Source organism: Mesorhizobium sp. BR1-1-6 (genome assembly GCF_020165355.1).
In the GTDB taxonomy this organism is placed as follows: domain Bacteria; phylum Pseudomonadota; class Alphaproteobacteria; order Rhizobiales; family Rhizobiaceae; genus Mesorhizobium.
This window is the reverse complement of sequence record NZ_JAIUHZ010000007.1, coordinates 114,637-133,457: the sequence shown is the minus strand read 5'-3', so window position 1 is coordinate 133,457 and position 18,821 is coordinate 114,637. Positions and strand designations below refer to the sequence as shown.

At 64.0% G+C, this 18,821-nt stretch carries 17 protein-coding genes, 1 tRNA gene and 1 pseudogene; 8 read left to right on the top strand and 11 right to left on the bottom strand.

The window, feature by feature from the left end; all coding sequences use genetic code 11:
• Positions 1 to 66 precede the first annotated feature (66 nt).
• Positions 67 to 1,596: an ABC transporter substrate-binding protein gene (locus tag LB545_RS16180; protein WP_224705457.1), complete on the bottom strand. Its 1,530-nt coding sequence runs from the start codon at positions 1,594 to 1,596 to the stop codon at positions 67 to 69.
• Positions 1,597 to 1,708: 112 nt separating this feature from the next.
• Complete coding sequence (locus tag LB545_RS16175) at positions 1,709 to 3,283, bottom strand: phytoene desaturase family protein (protein WP_224705455.1); 1,575 nt, start codon at positions 3,281 to 3,283, stop codon at positions 1,709 to 1,711.
• Positions 3,284 to 3,401: 118 nt separating this feature from the next.
• On the opposite strand from LB545_RS16175, the gene LB545_RS16170 reads away from it, so the two are divergent.
• From LB545_RS16170 to LB545_RS16150, 5 genes are all read left to right on the top strand, one after another.
• Positions 3,402 to 4,193: a cyclase family protein gene (locus tag LB545_RS16170; protein WP_140496959.1), complete on the top strand. Its 792-nt coding sequence runs from the start codon at positions 3,402 to 3,404 to the stop codon at positions 4,191 to 4,193.
• Between the two features lie 296 nt (positions 4,194 to 4,489).
• The gene (locus LB545_RS16165; protein ID WP_224705453.1) at positions 4,490 to 6,061 is read left to right on the top strand and encodes a phytoene desaturase family protein; all 1,572 of its coding nucleotides are present in this window, start codon (positions 4,490 to 4,492) and stop codon (positions 6,059 to 6,061) included.
• Positions 6,061 to 6,543, top strand: coding sequence for a MarR family winged helix-turn-helix transcriptional regulator (locus LB545_RS16160; RefSeq protein WP_140496955.1), 483 nt, complete (start codon positions 6,061 to 6,063; stop codon positions 6,541 to 6,543). The genes LB545_RS16165 and LB545_RS16160 overlap by 1 nt, the downstream gene beginning before the upstream one ends.
• Before the next feature lie 45 nt (positions 6,544 to 6,588).
• Positions 6,589 to 8,742: an indolepyruvate ferredoxin oxidoreductase subunit alpha gene (locus LB545_RS16155; RefSeq protein WP_224705451.1), complete on the top strand. Its 2,154-nt coding sequence runs from the start codon at positions 6,589 to 6,591 to the stop codon at positions 8,740 to 8,742.
• The gene (locus LB545_RS16150; protein WP_140664034.1) at positions 8,735 to 10,318 is read left to right on the top strand and encodes an indolepyruvate oxidoreductase subunit beta family protein; all 1,584 of its coding nucleotides are present in this window, start codon (positions 8,735 to 8,737) and stop codon (positions 10,316 to 10,318) included. Before LB545_RS16155 ends, LB545_RS16150 begins: the two co-directional genes overlap by 8 nt.
• Before the next feature lie 15 nt (positions 10,319 to 10,333).
• Here LB545_RS16150 and LB545_RS16145 read toward each other — a convergent pair whose 3' ends face one another.
• The 8 genes and pseudogenes from LB545_RS16145 to LB545_RS16110 all read right to left on the bottom strand — a co-directional run bounded on the left by LB545_RS16145 (position 10,334) and on the right by LB545_RS16110 (position 15,526).
• Positions 10,334 to 12,073 carry a sulfatase-like hydrolase/transferase gene (locus tag LB545_RS16145; protein ID WP_224705449.1) on the bottom strand — a complete coding sequence of 580 codons (1,740 nt, stop codon included), beginning with the start codon at positions 12,071 to 12,073 and terminating at the stop codon, positions 10,334 to 10,336.
• 95 nt (positions 12,074 to 12,168) lie between these two features.
• Positions 12,169 to 12,402: pseudogene (locus tag LB545_RS16140) on the bottom strand (hypothetical protein); the annotation flags it as partial.
• 169 nt (positions 12,403 to 12,571) lie between these two features.
• Positions 12,572 to 12,868, bottom strand: coding sequence for a GCG_CRPN prefix-to-repeats domain-containing protein (locus tag LB545_RS16135; protein ID WP_140496949.1), 297 nt, complete (start codon positions 12,866 to 12,868; stop codon positions 12,572 to 12,574).
• 107 nt (positions 12,869 to 12,975) lie between these two features.
• Positions 12,976 to 13,425 carry a periplasmic heavy metal sensor gene (locus LB545_RS16130; protein WP_140523780.1) on the bottom strand — a complete coding sequence of 150 codons (450 nt, stop codon included), beginning with the start codon at positions 13,423 to 13,425 and terminating at the stop codon, positions 12,976 to 12,978.
• Positions 13,422 to 13,871 carry a hypothetical protein gene (locus LB545_RS16125; protein WP_140513086.1) on the bottom strand — a complete coding sequence of 150 codons (450 nt, stop codon included), beginning with the start codon at positions 13,869 to 13,871 and terminating at the stop codon, positions 13,422 to 13,424. The genes LB545_RS16130 and LB545_RS16125 overlap by 4 nt, the downstream gene beginning before the upstream one ends.
• A gap of 131 nt (positions 13,872 to 14,002) precedes the next feature.
• Positions 14,003 to 14,545, bottom strand: a complete 543-nt coding sequence (locus LB545_RS16120; RefSeq protein ID WP_140524064.1) for an RNA polymerase sigma factor — start codon at positions 14,543 to 14,545, stop codon at positions 14,003 to 14,005.
• A gap of 44 nt (positions 14,546 to 14,589) precedes the next feature.
• The gene (locus tag LB545_RS16115; protein WP_140523783.1) at positions 14,590 to 15,033 is read right to left on the bottom strand and encodes an EF-hand domain-containing protein; all 444 of its coding nucleotides are present in this window, start codon (positions 15,031 to 15,033) and stop codon (positions 14,590 to 14,592) included.
• Positions 15,034 to 15,337: 304 nt separating this feature from the next.
• Positions 15,338 to 15,526 (bottom strand): YodC family protein, encoded by a 189-nt coding sequence (locus tag LB545_RS16110; RefSeq protein WP_140496939.1) that lies wholly within the window; start codon positions 15,524 to 15,526, stop codon positions 15,338 to 15,340.
• A gap of 543 nt (positions 15,527 to 16,069) precedes the next feature.
• On the opposite strand from LB545_RS16110, the gene LB545_RS16105 reads away from it, so the two are divergent.
• The 3 genes from LB545_RS16105 (at position 16,070) to LB545_RS16090 (ending at position 18,584) form a co-directional block, all read left to right on the top strand.
• Positions 16,070 to 16,891 carry a membrane-anchored protein gene (locus tag LB545_RS16105; protein WP_224671420.1) on the top strand — a complete coding sequence of 274 codons (822 nt, stop codon included), beginning with the start codon at positions 16,070 to 16,072 and terminating at the stop codon, positions 16,889 to 16,891.
• A gap of 401 nt (positions 16,892 to 17,292) precedes the next feature.
• The gene (locus LB545_RS16095) at positions 17,293 to 17,889 is read left to right on the top strand and encodes a hypothetical protein (protein WP_224646591.1); all 597 of its coding nucleotides are present in this window, start codon (positions 17,293 to 17,295) and stop codon (positions 17,887 to 17,889) included.
• Positions 17,886 to 18,584 carry a hypothetical protein gene (locus LB545_RS16090; protein ID WP_140523785.1) on the top strand — a complete coding sequence of 233 codons (699 nt, stop codon included), beginning with the start codon at positions 17,886 to 17,888 and terminating at the stop codon, positions 18,582 to 18,584. The genes LB545_RS16095 and LB545_RS16090 overlap by 4 nt, the downstream gene beginning before the upstream one ends.
• A 27-nt stretch (positions 18,585 to 18,611) precedes the next feature.
• On the opposite strand, the gene LB545_RS16085 is transcribed toward LB545_RS16090, so the two are convergent.
• Positions 18,612 to 18,687 (bottom strand) — tRNA-Thr (locus LB545_RS16085).
• Positions 18,688 to 18,821: the final 134 nt, after the last annotated feature.

The window sequence follows — 18,821 nt, the reverse complement described above, 5'->3', positions numbered from 1 at the left end:
AGGCTCGTATGCCGAAAGAAGATGCGCGCCGTCGCTATGGACGGCGCGCGGCAAGCCCGGCCGATATCAGGCCGGGGTCATCAGGGCCGGCAACAGCGCGCCGGACACATGCTGCACGACGTTGACGCCCTTGGCATGCACGATCGGCTGCGCATACTGCATCAGCGGCAGCACATAGGCTTGCTCGGCGATGTATTTGTCCACCGCCTTCCAGCCGGCGATGCGCTTGGCCTCGTCCTTCTCACCCCACAGCGGGTTGATCATGTCGATCAGATCCTGGCTGTCCCACACCGAGTGCGGGCTCGGACCAAACATGGCAAAGCCGGTCGAGGTGGTCGGGTCGCCGATGGCGTTGCCCCAGTTGTAGAAGGCCGCCGGCGCCAGCTTGTCGGCGGCGCGCAATTCGTAATGCTTGGCGATCTCGTAGACTTCAATGGTGGCCTCGATGCCGACCTTGCGCCACATGCCGACGATCGCCTGGATCATCTCGTAGTCCTTGGGCTTGAAGCCCTTGGTCGTCTGGATGGTGAACTTGACCGGCTTTTCCGGCGAATAGCCGGAAGCGGCCAGCAATTGCTTGGCCTTTTCCGGATTGTGCTCGACCTTGATCGACGCGTCGTAGGCCGCGTATTCCGGCGTTTCCAGCGTGGCGAGCGGCTGGCCGTAGCCGCGCAGCAGCCGCTTGACCAGAAGCTCCTTGTCGACCGCCATGACGGCTGCCTGGCGCACGTTCTTGTCCAGCATCGCCTCGACGTCGTTGAAGAAGATCATGCCGATGTCGGAAACATTCTTGATCGAGCCGGCAAGGCCGTCCTTGGCGATCAGGCGGTCATACTCCTCATAGGGAATCTCGAGCGTCACCTGCGAGGAGCCGGACTCGATTTCGGCGACACGGCTCGCCGCGTCTGTGACGAATTTGATCGTCACGTTCTCGAATGCCGGCTTGCCGCCCCAGTACTTCGGATTGGCCTTCAGCCGCAGGAAGGCGTTGCGTTCGAACTTCTCGACCATGTACGGGCCGGTGCCGATCGGAGCCTTTTCGAAACCTTCGGCGCCCACCTTCTCGTAATAGGCCTTCGGCATGATGTAGCCCGTGAGGAACGACATCCACTTGAAGTAGACCGGGTCGAACTGCACGACATCGCCCGTGATCTTGTTGCCCTCGATCTTGAAGTTGTTGACGTTCTTCCACACGAACTGGATCGGGTTGCCGGTCTTTTCATCGCCGGCCCGCTGCAACGACCAGACCACGTCCTCGGGCGTGAACGGCGAGCCGTCATGCCAGGTTACGCCCTCGCGCACCGTCATCGTGATCTTGGTGCGGTCGTCATTCCAGCCCCACTCGGTGAGCAGCCCCGGCGCGAAGGACAGGTCCGGCTTCTGCGGGATGAACTGATCGAACACCGACTGGTAGAGGCCCTGGATGGTCGGGTTGACCGCCGAAGGTCCGGTGGTCGGATCCCAGGACGGCAGGTTGACATTGTAGGCGATGGTCAGTTCGCCGGCCGCCGCCCCGGCGATCCTCGGCAGGCCGATGGCCGTCGCCCCGAGTGCGGCGGCACCGTATCCGAGCAATTCGCGTCTGTTGATTGTCATGGTCGTTCCCCTTGTTGGTTTTTCTGTTTTCCGTGCACGGCTTCGTTGTTTGATCAGTGGGTTCCCTGGGCAACCGTACCTTGCCTTGCTCCACCCCAATGCCTTTCGGCTGCTACCTCCCGCCAAGCTGTTGCGCCAGCATGAAGCCCGAGGCGGCACCCGTGCCGGCGCCCGGCCATGTGGCGGCACCGGTGAGATGCAGATTGGCCACAGGCGTGTTCCAACCGGCGTAGCCGCGTGCCGGGCGAAACAGGAAATTCTGTGCCAGGTGGTGGCTACCACAAACCTGGTCGCCGCCGACGAGGTTCGGGTTCTCGCGCTCGAGGTCGATGGGCGAGAACACGGCCTGGCCAAGGATCTTGGCTCGCAGGCCGGGCGCGTAGGTTTCGACGATGTCGAGCACGCGCTCGGCATAGCGATCCTTGACCTGATCCCAATGCGCGGGCGTGATCTTGCCGGCGGCGTCGCCAAGGATTTCTGCCGGCAGCATGCGCACCTGCACCCACAGCACATGCTTGCCTTGAGGCGCGCGCGACGGATCGACCGCGGTTGGTTGGCCGAGGACCAGCACCGGCTCGTCCGGCAGCACGCCCGCCATCGCCTGCTGATAGGTGCGCGACATGGCGTCGAGCGACGGTGACAGATGCACATAGGCGAACTGCCGCAACTCGGCGCCGGCGCGCCAGTCCGGCAGATCGTCCAGCGCCAGATGGATCATCATGGTGCCCGGCGCGTGGCGGAATTTTTGCATCGCCGTGTCGAAGCCGGCGTCGCCGGAACCGTTGGGCAAAAGCGTGCCGGCCAACGCCTTGGGTGCAACGCCGGCAATGACCGCCCTGGTGGCCGTGTGCGTCTCACCGGACTTGAGCCGCACACCCGTCGCCTTGCCGGCCGAAACCGTGATTTCGGCCACCTCGGCGTTGGTGAAGATCTTGCCGCCGGCGCCCGTGACCATCCCCGATAAGGCACGAATGATGGTGTGGGCGCCGCCCTTGCCCAGCACCATGCCGAAACTCTGGTTGGTCATGGATTCCAGATAAGGGAACACGGCACCGCCTGCGATGTCGGGCGCAAAGTCGAGATGCATGCCCCAGGTGGCGAGCGTCGCCCGCACATGGGGCGACTCGAAAGTCTCCTCCAGCCACGCGCGGGGCGAGGAAAGCAGCAGGCGCCCGGTATCGAGCGCGCCGGTAAGGCCCTTCTTGCGCCAAAGGTTCCACGCCGTGCCGGCAAGGGCGCGGGCGCTCATCGGTGATCCCAAGAGGCGAAACAGATGCTCTGCTTCCGCCGGGAAGGCGGCGACCAGCTTGCGCCACGTGGCGGCATCGGCGGCGGAGAAGGCAGCCATGCGCGCGGCCGTCTTTTCCAGATCGTTGCTGACGCCGAACCAGCGTCCGTCCGGGAAGGCGCTGGCGAAACAGTCGGCGACCGGCGCGAATTCCAGCCCGTGGGCGTTCAATTCATTTGCATATTTCCGGTGGAAGGCCGAGCCGGCGAACAGGCTCAGATTCATCGCACCGAAATCGTGCCGAAAACCCGGCAGCGTGAACTCGCGGGTCTGGACGGCGCCGCCGATCGTTGCACTGCGCTCAAAAACCCCGGTTTTCCAGCCTTTGAGTGCCAGATGCGCGGCGCAAGCCAGACTGTTGTGGCCCGCCCCGACAAAGATGGCGTCGAACTCGCTCACGCCCCGCACCCATTTCCTTTATGCTTAAAGATAATTGCAGATGCATATGTTTTCGTCTAGTAGGATATTAAGGGCCGAGACGAGCCTTCAGCACATCAGACAAGAGGGAACAGAGACCATGGACACGCAACAACTCCTCGGCGAAGTCGCCGGCCAGCTTCTTTCAGGCGCCATCAAGGTGGTCGACCTGTCGGCGCCGCTCGGTCCTGACACGCCGCTGATCAAGCTGCCGCCGGAACTTGCCGTCGACACGCCGAAGGTCGAGATCCATAACATCTCCCGTTACGACAAGAATGGTCCCTGGTGGGCCTGGAACTGGCTGAAGCTCGGCGAACACTCGGGCACGCATTTCGACGCGCCGCAGCACTGGATCAGCGGCAAGGATTATCCGGATGGCGCCACCGACACCATTCCGGCGCAGAACTTTATTGGTCCGGTCAATGTCATCGACTGCTCCAAGGAAGCCGCCGCAGACCATGATTTCCTGCTCACCGTCGATCACATCAAGGCGTGGGAAGCCAAGCATGGCGCCATCAACGCCGGCGAATGGGTGGTGATGCGCACCGACTGGTACAAGCGCAACGGCTCGGAAGCCGAATTCCTCAACGCCAACGAGACCGGCCCACACACGCCCGGCCCGACGGCGGAAGCAATCCAGTTCCTGATCAGCAAGGACATCAAGGGCTGGGGCTCGGAGACGATCGGCACCGATGCCGGCAAGGCCGGCGGCATGGAGCCGCCATTCCCGGCCCACACGCTGATGCACAAGGCCAACCGCTATGGTCTGGCCAGCCTGTGCAACCTCGACCAGTTGCCGCCGAAGGGCGCCATCCTGATCGCCGCGCCGCTCAAGATCGAGCACGGCACCGGCAGCCCGATCCGCGCCCTGGCGCTGGTGCCGGGCAAATAGGGCGAAGTGGATCTTCGGGAGAAGATCATGCGCGCGGGCGATGCGATAGGGAGGCAGACTGGCGGCGCTCGCGCTCTACGGCGCCCCCCTCTGCCCTGCCGGGCATCTCCCCCACTTGGGGGGAGATTGGCGGCTCGGGCGCCGCATACCATCCTGCGACGTTGGAAATTGGCGAAAGCCGAGATGACGGCCAATCTCCCCCCTTGTGGGGGAGATGCCCGGCAGGGCAGAGGGGGGCGCCGTAGAGCGCTGTCCCACGCAATTGAATCCCACCCGCCGACGAAAAGCCACCGCCAATGAACGCCCCCGACCACATCATCGTCGGCAGCGGCATCAACGCGCTGGTCTGCGCGGCGATGCTCGGCGGCAAGGGCGCAAAGGTACTCGTGCTGGAGCGCAACGACCGCATTGGCGGCTGCATGCGCACCGAGGAAATCACCGCGCCCGGTTTCATCCATGATGTGATGGCGACGACATTCGTGCTGTTCATTACCTCGCCGGCTTACGCGGCGCTGGGCAAGGACTTGGCCCGGCATGGCCTGGAGTTCTGTCACGCGGCCACCCCGACGGGGGTGCTGCGGCCCGACGGCAGCCATGCCGTGCTCAGCACCGACCGCGCCGCCAACATCGCCGCCTTCAATGCGATCGCCGCAGGCGACGGCGACCAGCACGCCGAGGATGTCGGCGGCATCGAGCGCAATGCCGGGCTGCTGTTCGGCCTGCTCGGCGGCAGCCTGTGGACCTACCCGACGGCGAAGCTGCTCGCCGGTGATGCCTGGCGGCGGAGCCCGCGCGGGCTGGCCGCCTTTCTCGGCGATGCGTTGGTGCCGGCGCGCGGATGGCTGGAGAGCACCTATCGGTCCGAAACCATACGCGCGCTGTGGGCACCGTGGGTCCTGCATGCCGGACTTGGGCCGGAAGATGCTTTCTCCGGCCAGATCGCCAAGGTCATCGCCTTCGCGCTGGAAGCTGCGGGCGCGCCGATCGTCAAGGGCGGGGCGAAGAACCTGCTGTCGGCCTTCGAGGCGCTTGTCAAAGAGCGCGGCGGGGTCATCTCCACCGAGGCCGACGTTGCCTCGATCATCCTGACCGAAGGTCGCGCCACCGGCGTGCGGCTGGCCTCGGGCGAAACCGTCCATGCGAAGAAGAGCGTCATCTGCTCGGTCACGCCAACGCAGCTTTACGGTCGGCTGCTCGGCAGTGACGGCCCCAAAACCGACGTCGAAGCGACGCAAAAATACCGCTACGGCAAAGGCAATTTCCAGATCCACTATGCCCTCGACAAGCCGCCTTCATGGCGAGGCCAGGGGTTGGACAAGGTGGCGCTGCTGCATCTGACGCCTGGGTTGGACGGGGTATCGAAGGCCTGCAACGAGGCGGTGCGGGGCATGCTGCCCGAAGTGCCGACCATCTGCGTCGGCCAGCCGCACGCGCTCGATCCCTCGCGTTGCCCGCAAGGCAAGGCGATCCTGTGGCTGCAACTGCCCGAGGCTCCCCGTCACATCAAGGGTGATGCCGCCGGCAAGCTGCAGGCACCGGCGGACGGGCAGTGGACCGACGCGCTGCGCGAGGCCTATGCCGATCGCGCCGAAGCGATCCTTGCCAGTCATATCGATGGCTTCAAGGACAGCGTCATCGCGCGCCGCGCCTATTCGCCTGCTGATCTCGAAGCGATGAACATCAATCTGGTCGGCGGCGACCCCTATGGCGGGTCCTCGACCGTCGACCAGTCCTTCCTGTGGCGGCCGTTCAAGACCAGCCGCAATCACCAGACCGGCATCAAGAACCTCTACCATATCGGCGCCTCGACCCATCCGGGCGCGGGCCTCGGCGGCGGCTCCGGCTTTCTCCTGGCGGGGAGACTGTGATGGAGCAGAAAATCGCGGAAAAGCGCCAGCGCATTTCGACCTTGGGCCAGATCGGCCTGCAGCAATTCGCGCCCTATCTGATGAACCGCATCATGGGCCGCTACAACGCCACCTTGCGCGACGATTTCCGCAAGCAGGGCCTGACCATTTCGCAGGTGCGGGCGCTCGCGGTGCTGTCGGTCACCGACGGCGTCACCGTCAACGACCTCTCGGTCTATACGGTGATCGAGCAGTCGACCTTGAGCCGCACGCTCGACACCCTTGAGGGGCAGGGGCTTGTGCGGCGCGAGCAGGGGGTTAGCGACAGTCGCATCCGCCATGTGTTCCTGACCGACGAGGGCCGCACCGAGTTCACCCGTGCCTGGCCGGCCATGCATGACGCTTTCGAGGCCATGTTCGACGATGTCGACGATGCCGAATATGCAGCGCTGATCGCGACATTGCAGAAGATGCTGAAGAACATTCGCAAGCACGACATCTAGAGCTACGCGCCGCCGAAGCCGGGCGGCAACGGAAGGAGGCCAAAAATGGCCGAACGGTCTTTTGCCAAGGAAGTCGAAAAGCTGAGGCTCGGCGCGGGCGAGGAATTTGCCGGCGAAGGCATCCTCGCCATCACCAAGGCGCTGCTGCAATGCGGCGTCGGCTATGTCGGCGGCTACCAGGGTGCGCCGATCAGCCATCTCATGGACGTGCTGGCCGACGCACAGGACATTCTGGGCGAACTCGGCGTGCATTTCGAGGCGAGCGCCTCGGAAGCCACCGCCACCGCCATGCTGGCGGCCTCGGTGCATTATCCGATCCGCGGCGCGGCGACCTTCAAGTCGACGGTCGGCACCAATGTCGCCTCCGACGCGCTCGCTAATCTGGCATCTGGCGGCGTCACCGGCGGCGCGCTGATCATCGTCGGCGAGGACTATGGCGAGGGCTCCTCGATCATGCAGGAGCGCAGCCATGCCTTCGCCATGAAAAGCCAGGTCTGGCTGCTCGATCCGCGCCCGAACCTGCCCTCGATCGTCAAGGCCGTGGAAGACGGCTTCGAGTTGTCCGAGGCCTCCAACACGCCTGTCATGCTGCAGGTGCGCATCCGCTGCTGCCATGTCCACGGTCATTTCACCGCCAAAGACAACAAGCGGCCGCCGATGACGGTGGCCGATGCGCTGGAGGCGCCCCGCCGCGACACCGGCCGCATCGTGCTGCCGCCCGCTTCCTTCCTGCACGAGAAGGAGAAGGTCGCGAAGCGCTGGCCGGCGGCGGTGGATTTCATCAAGAGCCGCAAGATCAACGAGATCTTCGGTTCCGATCACGGCTCCGTCGGCATCGTCATGCAGGGCGGCATGTACAATTCCGTCATCCGCGCTTTGCAGCGGCTCGGCCTTGCCGACACCTATGGCGAGACCGACGTGCCGCTCTACGTGCTCAATGCCGTGTATCCGTTGATCGACGACGAGTTTCTGTCCTTCTGCGAAGGCAAGCAGGCGGTGCTGGTCGTCGAGGAAGGCCAGCCCAACTACATCGAACAGGCCTTTGCCGCCATGCTGCACAAGGCCGGGCGTGGCACCCGCCTGGTCGGCAAGGAGCACCTGCCGATGGCCGGCGAATATACCGGCCAGGTCATGCTCGACGGCATCGGCGCCTTCCTGCGCACCGAGGCGCCGCATCTTCTGCCCGGCAAAGTGCGGGCTCCCAACAAGGTCGGCGACGGCGTCGACACGGCGGACCTGATCAATGTCGTTCCAGGTCGACCGCCCGGTTTCTGCATCGGCTGCCCGGAGCGGCCGATCTTTGCCGCGACAAAACTGGTCGAACAGGAACTCGGCAAGCACCACATCGCGTCCGACATCGGCTGCCACCTGTTCTCGATCATGCCGCCCTTCGAACTCGGCGCCACCACAATGGGCTACGGGCTCGGCCCGGCCTCGGCCTCGGCCTTCAATTCACCCGACGCCAAGCGCCGCTCGATCTCCTTCGTCGGCGATGGCGGCTTCTGGCACAACGGCCTGACCTCCTCGATCGGCAATGCGGTGTTCAACAAGAACGACGGCGTCATCGTCATCGTCGACAATTTCTACTCGGCCGCGACGGGAGGACAGGATATCCTGTCGTCTCGCGCCGGCAACAAGACCAAGTCGACCAAGCATCCCATCACAGAGGCGGTGAAAGGCATGGGCGTCAAGTGGCTGCGCCATGTCGACCGCACCTACGATGTCGGCAAGATGCAGGACACTCTGCGCGAGGCGCTGACCACGGACGAGAAAGGCCCGAAGGTCATCGTCGCCTCGTCGGAATGCATGCTCAACCGCCAGCGCCGCGAAAAGCCCCTGGTCGACAATGCGATCAAGGGTGGAACGCGCGTCGTCAAGCCGAAGTTCGGCGTCGACGAGGACATCTGCACCGGCGACCATGCCTGCATGCGGCTGTCCGGCTGCCCGTCGCTGTCGGTGAAGTCGCTCGACGATCCGCTGCGCGACGATCCCGTCGCGAGCATCGACCAGAACTGCGTCGGCTGCGGCAATTGCGGCGAGGTCGCCGATGCGGCGGTGCTGTGCCCGTCCTTCTATCGCGCCGATGTCGTGCACAACCCGAGCCGCTGGGACCGCTTCCTCGAGAGCGCCCGGCGCGCCGTCATCGGTCTTTTGCAGCGTCGCCGCGAAGGCCGCCGTCTGGTGTTCGCCGATGCTTGATCACAACGCCTCACTGCGCCCGAAGACAGGCGCCGCCGACGACGAACGCGTTATCAAGCTTGCGGTGCTTGCCGTCGGCGGCCAGGGCGGCGGCGTGCTTGCCGATTGGATCACCGACGTCGCCGAGCGCAACGGGTACGTGGCGCAATCGACCTCGGTGGCCGGCGTCGCCCAGCGCACCGGCGCCACCATCTACTATGTCGAGGCGGCCCGCGACACCGGCCGCCTGCCGGTCTTCGCGCTGTCGCCCTCGCAAGGCGACGTCGACATTTTGATCGCCGCCGAGCTGATGGAAGCCGGCCGCGCGATTATCCGCGGCTTCGTCACCCCCGACCGCACGACGTTGATCACCTCTTCGCACCGCATCGCCGCCGTGTCGGAAAAGATCGAGCCCGGCGACGGCAGGGCGTCGTCGTCGAAGGTGTACGCGACGGCAGAAGCCGCATCGAAGCGCTTCATCGCTTTCGATATGGAAAAGATCGCGGCCGACAGCGGCTCCATGATCTCGGCCAGCCTGCTTGGCGCGCTGGCGGGCTCCGACGCCCTGCCGTTCGTACGCGAAAGCTATGAAGAGGCGATCGGCGCCGGTGGCCGCGGCGTCAAGGCCAGCCTCGCCGCCTTCGGCGCCGCCTATGATCGCGCGCGCGGCACGGCATCATCGGCTGCGCCAAAGCCGGCAGAAGCGGCTGTCGTCGGCTCCGCCCTGGCCGCTGGACAGGTGAGTGGCCCGCAAGACCTCCTGCGAGGCTGGCAGGCCCTGGCCGCCCGCATCGACGTGATGCCCGTGGCGGTGCGCGACATGGCGCTGCGCGGTCTGCGAAAGGTCGTGGACTATCAGGACATTGCCTACGGACGCGAATATCTCGACCGCCTGGACAAAGCCGTCGTGCTGGACGGGCCTGATCGAGCCTATGCCCTCTCGATCGCCGCCGCCAAGCATTTGGCGAACGCCCTATGCTACGACGACATGATCCGCGTCGCCGACCTGAAGACGCGCTCGACCCGCGACAGGCGCGTGCGCAAGGAGGTCGGCGTCAGGGATGACTCGGTCCTGCAGGTGACCGAGTATTTCCATCCGCGCATCGAGGAGTTCTGCGGCACGCTGCCGGCGGGGCTGGGCAGCTACATCGAGAACCGGCCGAAGCTCGCCGCCTTCCTTGACCGTCGCATCAATCGCGGCCGGCGCATCCGTACCGATAGTTTTGCCGGTTTCACCGCTCTGTGGTTCATCGGCGGCCTGCGCCGCTGGCGCCGCCGCCTGCTGCGCCACAAGGTGGAAGCCGCACATCTGGAGAGCTGGTACGCGCTGGCGCTGGGCCATGCGCGTGAGGACTATGCGTTGGCCGTCGAGATCCTCAACTGCCGCCGGCTGATCAAGGGCTACAGCGACACCCATGTCCGTGCCCAGTCGAAGTTCGACCGCGTGCTGTCGGCGCTCGACCTGCTCAAGGGGCGCGCCGACGCCGCTGACTGGATCAGGCGGCTGCGCGAGGCGGCGCTGAAGGACGAGAAGGGCGACATGCTCGACGGTGCCCTCAAGACGGTGGCGACGCTGGGGGCCGGGCCGACACACTGAGGCCGCGTCGCGCCGTCACTGTGTTTCGACTTGTGAATGAAGCGGCGCAGCTTGCGGGAAAAGATGCAGCAGTCCTGAATCGGCGCGGCGGCGCAGATGTGCATCCACCTCGGCCCGGTCAGCACAGCCATGGAACCTGCCGCCGCAATGGTCACGCAACCGCACCAGATCAGACATGACGGGTGACATCGGCAGGCCGGCGGCATCGAGCAGGCTTGCGCTGAGAAAGGCAATATCGAGCGACGCCATATCGGGCATCGGGTGACGCAGTGGATGATGGAAGGTCGTGAGGGTGTAGAAGGTGCGATAGGCGAGCGAGTCAAGCTTGGCCAGCGCGTCACTGCCTGCGGTCGCATCGACAAACGGTTTGGTCGCCGAGGACTGGTGGTCGCCGAATTCGAGCACCACGGCGCCGCGCCTGCCGGCCTCCGCTTCCCGCTGCTTGAGAAAATCCTGAAGGTCGCCGCGCGCGATCGCCATGCGGCGCAGATATTCGCCGGCCTGGAAATCGTCCGCGAAAGGCTCGCCTTCCATCTTCAATCCCGGCTCCATCCGCCCCTCATAGGGCGAGTGCGGAAACATAGTCTGGATTTCGAGGAACAGTGGCCGGCCGTCTTCCCGGCGGTGCCTGGCGATGAATGCCTCCGCCGCGTGGTAATAGAAACGGTCGCGCAGATGGTAGAAGGGCGCGGCGATATCCTTGATGTCGAGGACGTTCTCGAACCCGATCGACTTCAAGAAAGGCCCCTCGTTGACGAAGGTAAAGTCCATCGGCGTCATGACGGCCGTTCGATAGCCGCAGCGCGCCAGCAACTCCGGCAACGCGCCGGCGACCTTGTCCTGTAGCGTGATCGTCAGATAGGGACTTCGCCAGCCGAAATCGGTGGCCGAAACCCCGGTCATCAAGGACAAATTGCTGATCCAGGTGCCGCCGCCGAACGTCTCGACCTGCATCGGGCGGGGCTCGCCGGCGGCAGGTGCAAATCGCTGCAGGAATCCCGCGCCGCTGGCGATCTGCGGAAAATAGCTTGGATCGGACTGGCTTTCGCTCAACACGAAGAAAATATCGGGAAGCGCTGCCCGGTCGCCGCAGTCGACCGTGTCGGCGAAGGGTGGCTGTGGCGCGACGGCCTGCAGCCGCTGCTCGAACGCCGGCTCGACGACCAGGTTGCGCAGATCCATCAGTGAGATGAAGAAGGCCGACATGTGCCGGCCCTGCATATAATAGAAGTACCGGTCCTTCGAAGCCTCGGCTGGAAAGGTCAGCGGCACCAGCGTGACGAGGAGGGCCAGAAGCAGGGCGCGCGCCGATGCGGGCCAGCCAAGCTTCCGGTCGGCGCGAAAGATCAGGATCGCTGCGGCGATGCCAAGCACCAACACCGCGGCGACAGGCAGGATGAGGTGGAGATAGGAGCCGAGCAGGAAGCGATACACTCCCGGATCCGAGGACACGAAGATCGTGTCGTAGAAGTGCAGCGAGAACCCCTTCATCCGGAATTTGACCGCCGAGATCAGCGTCACCAGGGCAACGGCCATCCAGGCGAGATAGACGGAAAAGGCGAGGCGCCCCGATGTCAGGAACACCGCTCCCGCGAGCGCCGCCACCAATGTCAGCGAGAACGGCACCGACAGCCATTCATGCTCGGCTCGGCCGGCACCAAAAACGCCCGCAAGGCTGATCAGCACCAACGCCAGCGGATGGCAGAAGGCCCGCAAAGACCCTTGAAGTCGAGATATGGCTTTCCCCACGAACATGTCTGTGCGTTCCTTTGGGGGGAGCTTTGTGTCATTTGCAGCTTTCGAACAATTCCATAGTAAATTTAACCTTAATCGCCGTGTGCAACGGCAATTCAGACGACCAGATCGCGCATCGGCTTCATCGCCGCGGACTCCGGGAACACCTTGTCGCCGAGCACCGCCGCCGAAAGCCCGAACTGGTCGGCGAGCAGGCCTTTCAGCACCGCCCTGACATCGCTGGTCGGCGCCAGGTCGCGCTGCTCGTAGAGCTGGGCCGGCTTCAGGCCCGGCCAGTCGGCTATGACGCGGCCGCCCTTGATCGCGCCGCCGGCGAGCAGCACCACCGACCAGGGCGGCGTCCGGCGGCATGGAGCCTTTGGCCGGGATAGCCACGTCAGCTCCTTGTTCAGGCCCAGCGCGGCGCATGAACCCGTTTTCGGCGCGATGCGCTCAGGTCGGATCGGTTGCTGCGGTCGAGGGGGCCAGGCCGGTGAAGCGGCTGGCCCCCGCGCACGCTTACCAGTGACGCCAGCGGTGCCAGACCCGATGTGGGTGCCAGACAGGATGGGGGTGCCAGACGTGGAAGACCGGGCCGGGCCGGTAATAACGCGGATACACAACCCCCCGATTGGGCACGCAGCGCCCCCAGTGGTTGGGATGCCAGCCGGGGCCGCAACCCCATGCCACATGCTCGATCAGCGCCGGGGCGCTTGGCTGGGCCAGCATCGGCGTGGCGGATGCCGCCGCAACGGTCGCGGCCGTTCCGGTCAAGGCAAGCGCGGCGGCGGCCGCGTATTGTGTCAGACGGTTCATGACGATACTCCAAATGGTCTCGAAGTTGAAAACCTGTTCGCACCAAGCTGTCCGGCAGGTGTGCCCTTCTTGCCTTAAACGGCGGCTTCGGCGCATTCCGTCGGTGCTTATGGCGATTTTTTTGGCGCCGGCGGCAACCCGGCGCGTCTTGTCAGCCCCTCAGCCAGAACGCCGCGATCCTCTGCCGAACTTGCCGCGGCGAACTCGACGATGCGCTGCTCCAGCCGCATGCGCATGGTGACGTCGGCGTTGCGGGCCCGCTCGAGCGCGGCTGTCAGGGCTGCCGTGTCGAGGGTGGGCTGCCGCAGCAGGTCGGCGGCCTCGCGCCTGGCCTGCTGGCCGTCGAGGATGACTTGGCGGGATTCGCGCCGGACCTCACGCAACGCCTTGCGGAATATCCTGCGTTCCTGGTCCGGAAGCCGGCCTCCGACCGCTTCCAGCGAATAGCCCTGGCCCGCCTTGCCACTTCTCAGCCAGACTGCGCCGCCGGCAAGGGCGCCGGCCAGGAAGACGTTCAGCGCCACGGACGCGATGAGGAGCTTGCGGCCCGTGTTCATAGGTTTTCCTCGATCGTGTCGTCGGGACCGGCATCGCCGAACGCCGTCGTATTGGCGTCCAGCACATACTGATCGGGCTGAACCTCAGGCGTGGCGACGATCACCAAAGCCGATCCGGCAACCGCGCCGGCCAGGCCGATGCCGGCAAGTCCGAGCCCCAGCCACCACAAGCGCTGGCGCCAGCGTTGGGCAAGATGACCGTCGGCAGCCCTCACTATGCCGCCGTGCAGCGCTTTGCCGGGCGCTTCGACGCGATAGCTGTCGAGCAGGGCGTCGAGCTTGCCGGCATCCCTCAGAATGGCCGCGCCCGCGTCGCTTGCGGCAAGGATGCTGCCCGCCGCGCGTTCGGCCTGTGGCCATCGCCGCAAGTCGCCGCCATAGGCTGACGCCAGCGCGGCAAAGCGTTCGGCATCCATCGTCGGTGCGTCCCTGGATCGGTCAGACATCGGTCTTTCCCTTGCCTGTTGGCCCCTTGCCCGCTGGCATCGCGTGCCCGCACGGCGCTGCGATCATCGGAGCCGGCTGCCAGGCGGTGTCGGCAAGGCGCGAACGCTGCGCTTTCATGGCGGCGCGGTTCTCATTCATGGACACCGTCCCTGGCCAGGATCGCCTGCAGCGCCCTGCGCCCGCGCGAAAGTAGGCTCTCCAGGGCATCGACGCTGATCTCCAGGGTCGTGGCCGCCTCGATGTTCGACATGTCCTGATAGTAGACCAGGATGATGGCTTCGCGCTGCCGCGGCGCGATGGCTCGCAAGGCCTGTTCGACGCGCCACGTGTCTTCCCGCGGCTGGGTATCCGGAAGCGGCGCCGGGTCTACCACCTCCGGCAGATCGTCTGTCACCCATTCGCGGCGGCGGCGCAGCCGGTCGTAGCAAAGGTTCAGCGTCACCCGGTGGATCCAGGTGTCGAAGCGGGCATTGCCGCGCCGCCAGCCCGAGGCATGCCGCCAGATTCGGACGAAGGTCTCCTGCGCGACATCCTCGGCTTCCGCCGCGTCGCCCAGCATGCGCACGGCAAGCGCCAGGATACGCGGCAGTTTGCGCGCGACGAGCGTTTGCACGGCCGCCGGATCGCCGGCGCCGATACGGCGAACCAGCTCCTCGTCCGGATCCGCGCTCATCGGCTGGCGCACCCCTGATGCTCATCGCGTGCCATTACCCCCGTTCATTGCTCCGTCTTGGGAGCGGTTTTGTGGCCCGGCATTTCGTCGACGCTCAGAACGCCGTCGCCATTCTTGTCCAACCTGGCGAAGCGCTCGGCGAAGAAGGCATCGAGTTCGGCGCGGTCGATGAAGCCGTCATGGTTCGAGTCGGCGCGCGCGAAGGACTGTGTCGGGTCGCCCTTGGTGCCGCGCTTTGCCTGGAGGGCCTCCCATTCCCGCAGGCTGATCTTGCCGTCGCCATCCGTGTCGGCGGCCATGATCGCCTTCTCACGCCGCTTCTGGAATTTGGCCAGCGTGATGTCGGGCCTGGTCTTTGACGCGGCTGGCGCGGCAGCGGGAGGCGGTGCAGAAGGGGACGTCGCGGCCGGAGGCTGTGTCGCCGTCTGGGCGAACGCCGTGGCGGTCAGCAGGCTCAAGGCAGCGGCAAGGATCGAACGGCGTATCATGCTGGCGTCTCCGGTTAGCGCGCTGCCATGGCATTGTGCCGTGGCGACGCTTCTCCCGTTAAACGCAGCGGCGGTAGAAATCCGTCGGTGACTTTTGTGCCGGCAGGCGCATGCCGCAACAACGCGCCCGATCGGGCGCTGCTTGCGCCATGTTCGAACCCTTCAGCCGAAGGGCAGGAACTAGAGCAATTCCAAGAAAAGTGTGTACGGTTTCCCCTGGAAAAGCGCGTAGCGCTTCCCTATGGAATTGCGTAAAAACAAAGAGATAGAGCGTTTCGCCGCTTCCGCGAAGCGATGAACCGCTCTATGTCGATTGGTCCGCCACCACCAGCTGGTCCGGCTTGAAGCCGGCATGCTGCGGGGTCCATACATCGCCCTCGCGGTTGAACCAATGGCACATATATGTGCCGGAGGCGGCACCGTCGCTTATCGTCATCTTCGGGCCTCCGGACTTCAGCTTGACGACGTCTCCGGTCTTGAAACTGTTGGGCATTTTGACCTCCCATGCTGACGCCGGGAGTTTCACATCAAACCTCGGTCTCGACAATGGCGGATGCATTCGGCCAGCATCGCGATCCACAGTGCCAGGCGGCGTTTTGAGGTCGGGTCTCGGTCGCAGTTGCAGATTCGGTCGCAGTTGCAGCAATGTGTCTTGCCGTTTGTTGTCGAAATTGGATGTTGAAATTCCTGTTCGGCTGGTGGAGATTGATCCTCTGCTGAGTATTGAGCGCGGCTATCGCTTCGGCGATGCTGCCGATCTGGCACCATGAGTTTCGGACGGAGTTCTATCGAACCGTGATCAGAAGCAACAAACAACAGCAACCCGCATGCAGTCTCGTGCCGAATACAGTAGAGTTGCGACATTGAGTGAGAGAGGCTTGAAGCGCTTGGGGAAAAGCGAAGGGTTCCCATCAGAGCGCCAGAGGAAATGATTCGTCACGTTATGGTTGCTGCCTGCCCCAACGATCAAGCCGCTGATCAACGCCGGCTGGCAGGGGGGAGTACATGCCCGGGAAAGCATTGAGAGGAGGCCGGTTTGGCGAAGGCCAAGGGGATCGCTCTGGAGATTGCAGAGCATAGCGCAGCGAATCCCGATGCACAGAAGCCGCTGCGCAAGCGCTTGTTCGATCACCCGCTTCTCGTGGTTAAGCGGAAACTGTTATATCGCCTGCTGCACCCCCAGGCGCCACGGCACCCTGTGCCGCTTACAAAGCCGGTCCTCGTCGTGGGCTCCGCGCCGGTCTCGAACCCGCCGGTGGGTTTTCAGCGCGATGCTTTCACACTCTTTACCGTGAATGGCTCGCAGACCGTGACTGCCCGCTGGGGGATGGGTACTCCTGACGCGACATTTCTTTACGTCAACCAACTTGACGCGACCAAGCCCAACGCTGTGGCCGTGCGCGCCGTCTTGACCGGCCAGGAGACCGATCTGCTCTGGATTGTGCGTGCACACCGCACGATGGAGGAATTGCGCTGCAACATCGCGGCCTTCAACTACCGCTGTCGCGACCTGCGCACGATGACCCGTCACCAGCGCATGGCGCTCTACGAAGCAGTGATGGGTGTGCCCAATTTCGAGATGCATCTGGAGGAGAAGTTCTCGACCGGGATCACGGCGGTCCTTTACGCCTTGCATAACGGCGCGCCGGCCGTGATCATCACGGGTATTGACCCAGGTTCGCACGGCCATGTGTACAACAAACTGAACATCGACCGGATGCACGTCGGTTCCGACCGTGCCACCCTGCTGGCGCTGTTGGCGCTCGGTTTCCCCCTTTATACGAGCGATCCGCACGTGGCGGACTCGCTCGGTCTGCCACTCTGGACGGGCCAGGCCAGGAGATGTGAGGTCCAATAACAACGGTCGATGTGGCTTGCTGGTGAGCTGTCTCAAATGTGAGTGCGACGACCCGCTCGACAGGTCCGTCGTCAAGAGGCGCGATGCCGGTTGCTTGGCTCTTGTCGCGCAAAAACACCATCGACACCTTCAGAGATGAAACGCTCGTGGCAACCCGGACACACGGCATTGCGAATGTGCTTCTGGTCTTCCGCGTGCAGTGCTGCCATGCTAGATTCGTCTAAATTCACATCAGATTACAGAACTGCCACATGATACCAATCTACATTGGCTATGATCCGCGCGAATCCCGAGTTCTAGACGTGGCGCGATGGAGCGCCTATCGGCGGACAAGCACCCCGTTGCAGATACAGCCGCTCGTGCTCAAGGACCTTGTAGCCCAAGGAATCATGACGCGACCGATGGAAGTACGTGACGGTAAGCTCTGGTGCCCGATTTCCGAGGCGCCGATGGCGACCGAGTTTGCCATATCGCGCTTTGCCGTTCCGTTCATGGGGCAAAGCGGCTGGGCCATGTTCTGCGATTGCGACGTCCTGTTTCTGAAGGATCCGGTCAAACTGCTCGATCTGCTCGATCCTTCCTACGCGATCATGGCGGTCAAGCACCAGCAACGCGAATCCGAAGCGGTCAAGATGGACGGACAAACGCAGACGTTCTATCGCCGCAAGAACTGGTCGTCGGTCGTTTTATGGAATCTGGATCATCCCGCCAACAAGCGGCTGACCAAGGAGATGCTCAATACGTGGCCCGGACGTGACCTCCACGCCTTCAAATGGCTTGAGGACCATGAGATCGGCGAATTGCCCCTGGCGTGGAACTACCTCGTCGGGGCTTCGGCTTCCGAACTCGATCCCGCCGATGTCTCGCTGGCGCATTATACGCTCGGCGGCCCTTGGTTTGCGGGTTGGTCCGGCACCACGCAATGGGACGAATTGTGGAGCCGGGAAGAGAGCATCCTGCGCGCGTTTGAGGAACAGGCGGTTCAGATTCCCGGATGAAAACTCCGCTTTCGGATCTCTTGCCAGCCTTCTCAAAGCCAATTCTTCGCCTGCCCAGGGCCACGGGTCCCGCCTTGGTGATGGGCTCGGCGCCGAATTTTCGCCTCCCGCAGGGACATGATGCCGATTGGGCACTTGTGACCGTCAATGCTTCCCAGCTTTTGGCGGAAACCGTCGGCCTCCCCGTTCCCGATATTGCCGTGATCCGCCGCGGCATTTTTGTCGACGCCAGCGAACAGGATTTCTACAAGCGTGATTTGTTGAGAGGACGGCAGGCAAAGCACCTGATCATCCCGGTTTGGCCTGATGTCGAGGACAAGCTGAAAGCCGGTTGTCGCACCTTCGACTATCATTATGAGACCTTGCAGGCGCTTACCAAATGGCAGCTTGCCAACGTCGTCTGGCAGCTTAGCGGCAAATATCATATGTTCCGCGGCTGGCACCGGAAGATCTCCACTGGAGCCTTCGCGATCATACTGGCGCGTTTCGCCGGCTTTGCCCCTGTCGTCGTCAGCGGGTTTTCCCTGTCCCAGGCCGGGCACGGATACGACACCCGAAACGCCTTTCGATATCACGCCAACGAAGATGCGGCCCTGCTTCGGCGGGTGGTGAGAAGAGGCGAACCGATCTACGCGGAGGACAAAGACTTCGCTGCCGAAAGTGGATTACCCTTGTGGCAGGGGCAGATGCCATGATGGCAACGGCAGCAGTGGCTGGGGAAGTGGTGCCGCTTGCGTGACTCGAACACGCGACCCCATCATTACGAATGATGTGCTCTACCAACTGAGCTAAAGCGGCCCGGGAAGCGTTAGGCCTCCAAGATGGGCTGGGTGATAGACTCAACCGACGGCGAATTCAAGATGGGCGATCGCGAATTCAGGATGCGGCCCGGCAATTCGTGTTGCGCGTCGTTCCGCCCCGACGCATCGCCG

What these genes read in the sequence shown, in the direction of transcription:
- LB545_RS16095 (WP_224646591.1), top strand. Translation starts at nt 17,293, where the DNA reads ATGGAAGTACGTGACGGTAAGCTCTGGTGCCCGATTTCCGAGGCGCCG.
- LB545_RS16145 (WP_224705449.1), bottom strand. Translation starts at nt 12,073, where the DNA reads ATGTTCGTGGGGAAAGCCATATCTCGACTTCAAGGGTCTTTGCGGGCC.
- LB545_RS16110 (WP_140496939.1), bottom strand. Translation starts at nt 15,526, where the DNA reads ATGCCCAACAGTTTCAAGACCGGAGACGTCGTCAAGCTGAAGTCCGGA.
- LB545_RS16170 (WP_140496959.1), top strand. Translation starts at nt 3,402, where the DNA reads ATGGACACGCAACAACTCCTCGGCGAAGTCGCCGGCCAGCTTCTTTCA.
- LB545_RS16125 (WP_140513086.1), bottom strand. Translation starts at nt 13,871, where the DNA reads ATGTCTGACCGATCCAGGGACGCACCGACGATGGATGCCGAACGCTTT.
- LB545_RS16120 (WP_140524064.1), bottom strand. Translation starts at nt 14,545, where the DNA reads ATGAGCGCGGATCCGGACGAGGAGCTGGTTCGCCGTATCGGCGCCGGC.
- LB545_RS16090 (WP_140523785.1), top strand. Translation starts at nt 17,886, where the DNA reads ATGAAAACTCCGCTTTCGGATCTCTTGCCAGCCTTCTCAAAGCCAATT.
- LB545_RS16155 (WP_224705451.1), top strand. Translation starts at nt 6,589, where the DNA reads ATGGCCGAACGGTCTTTTGCCAAGGAAGTCGAAAAGCTGAGGCTCGGC.
- LB545_RS16150 (WP_140664034.1), top strand. Translation starts at nt 8,735, where the DNA reads ATGCTTGATCACAACGCCTCACTGCGCCCGAAGACAGGCGCCGCCGAC.
- LB545_RS16165 (WP_224705453.1), top strand. Translation starts at nt 4,490, where the DNA reads ATGAACGCCCCCGACCACATCATCGTCGGCAGCGGCATCAACGCGCTG.
- LB545_RS16130 (WP_140523780.1), bottom strand. Translation starts at nt 13,425, where the DNA reads ATGAACACGGGCCGCAAGCTCCTCATCGCGTCCGTGGCGCTGAACGTC.
- LB545_RS16135 (WP_140496949.1), bottom strand. Translation starts at nt 12,868, where the DNA reads ATGAACCGTCTGACACAATACGCGGCCGCCGCCGCGCTTGCCTTGACC.
- LB545_RS16160 (WP_140496955.1), top strand. Translation starts at nt 6,061, where the DNA reads ATGGAGCAGAAAATCGCGGAAAAGCGCCAGCGCATTTCGACCTTGGGC.
- LB545_RS16180 (WP_224705457.1), bottom strand. Translation starts at nt 1,596, where the DNA reads ATGACAATCAACAGACGCGAATTGCTCGGATACGGTGCCGCCGCACTC.
- LB545_RS16115 (WP_140523783.1), bottom strand. Translation starts at nt 15,033, where the DNA reads ATGATACGCCGTTCGATCCTTGCCGCTGCCTTGAGCCTGCTGACCGCC.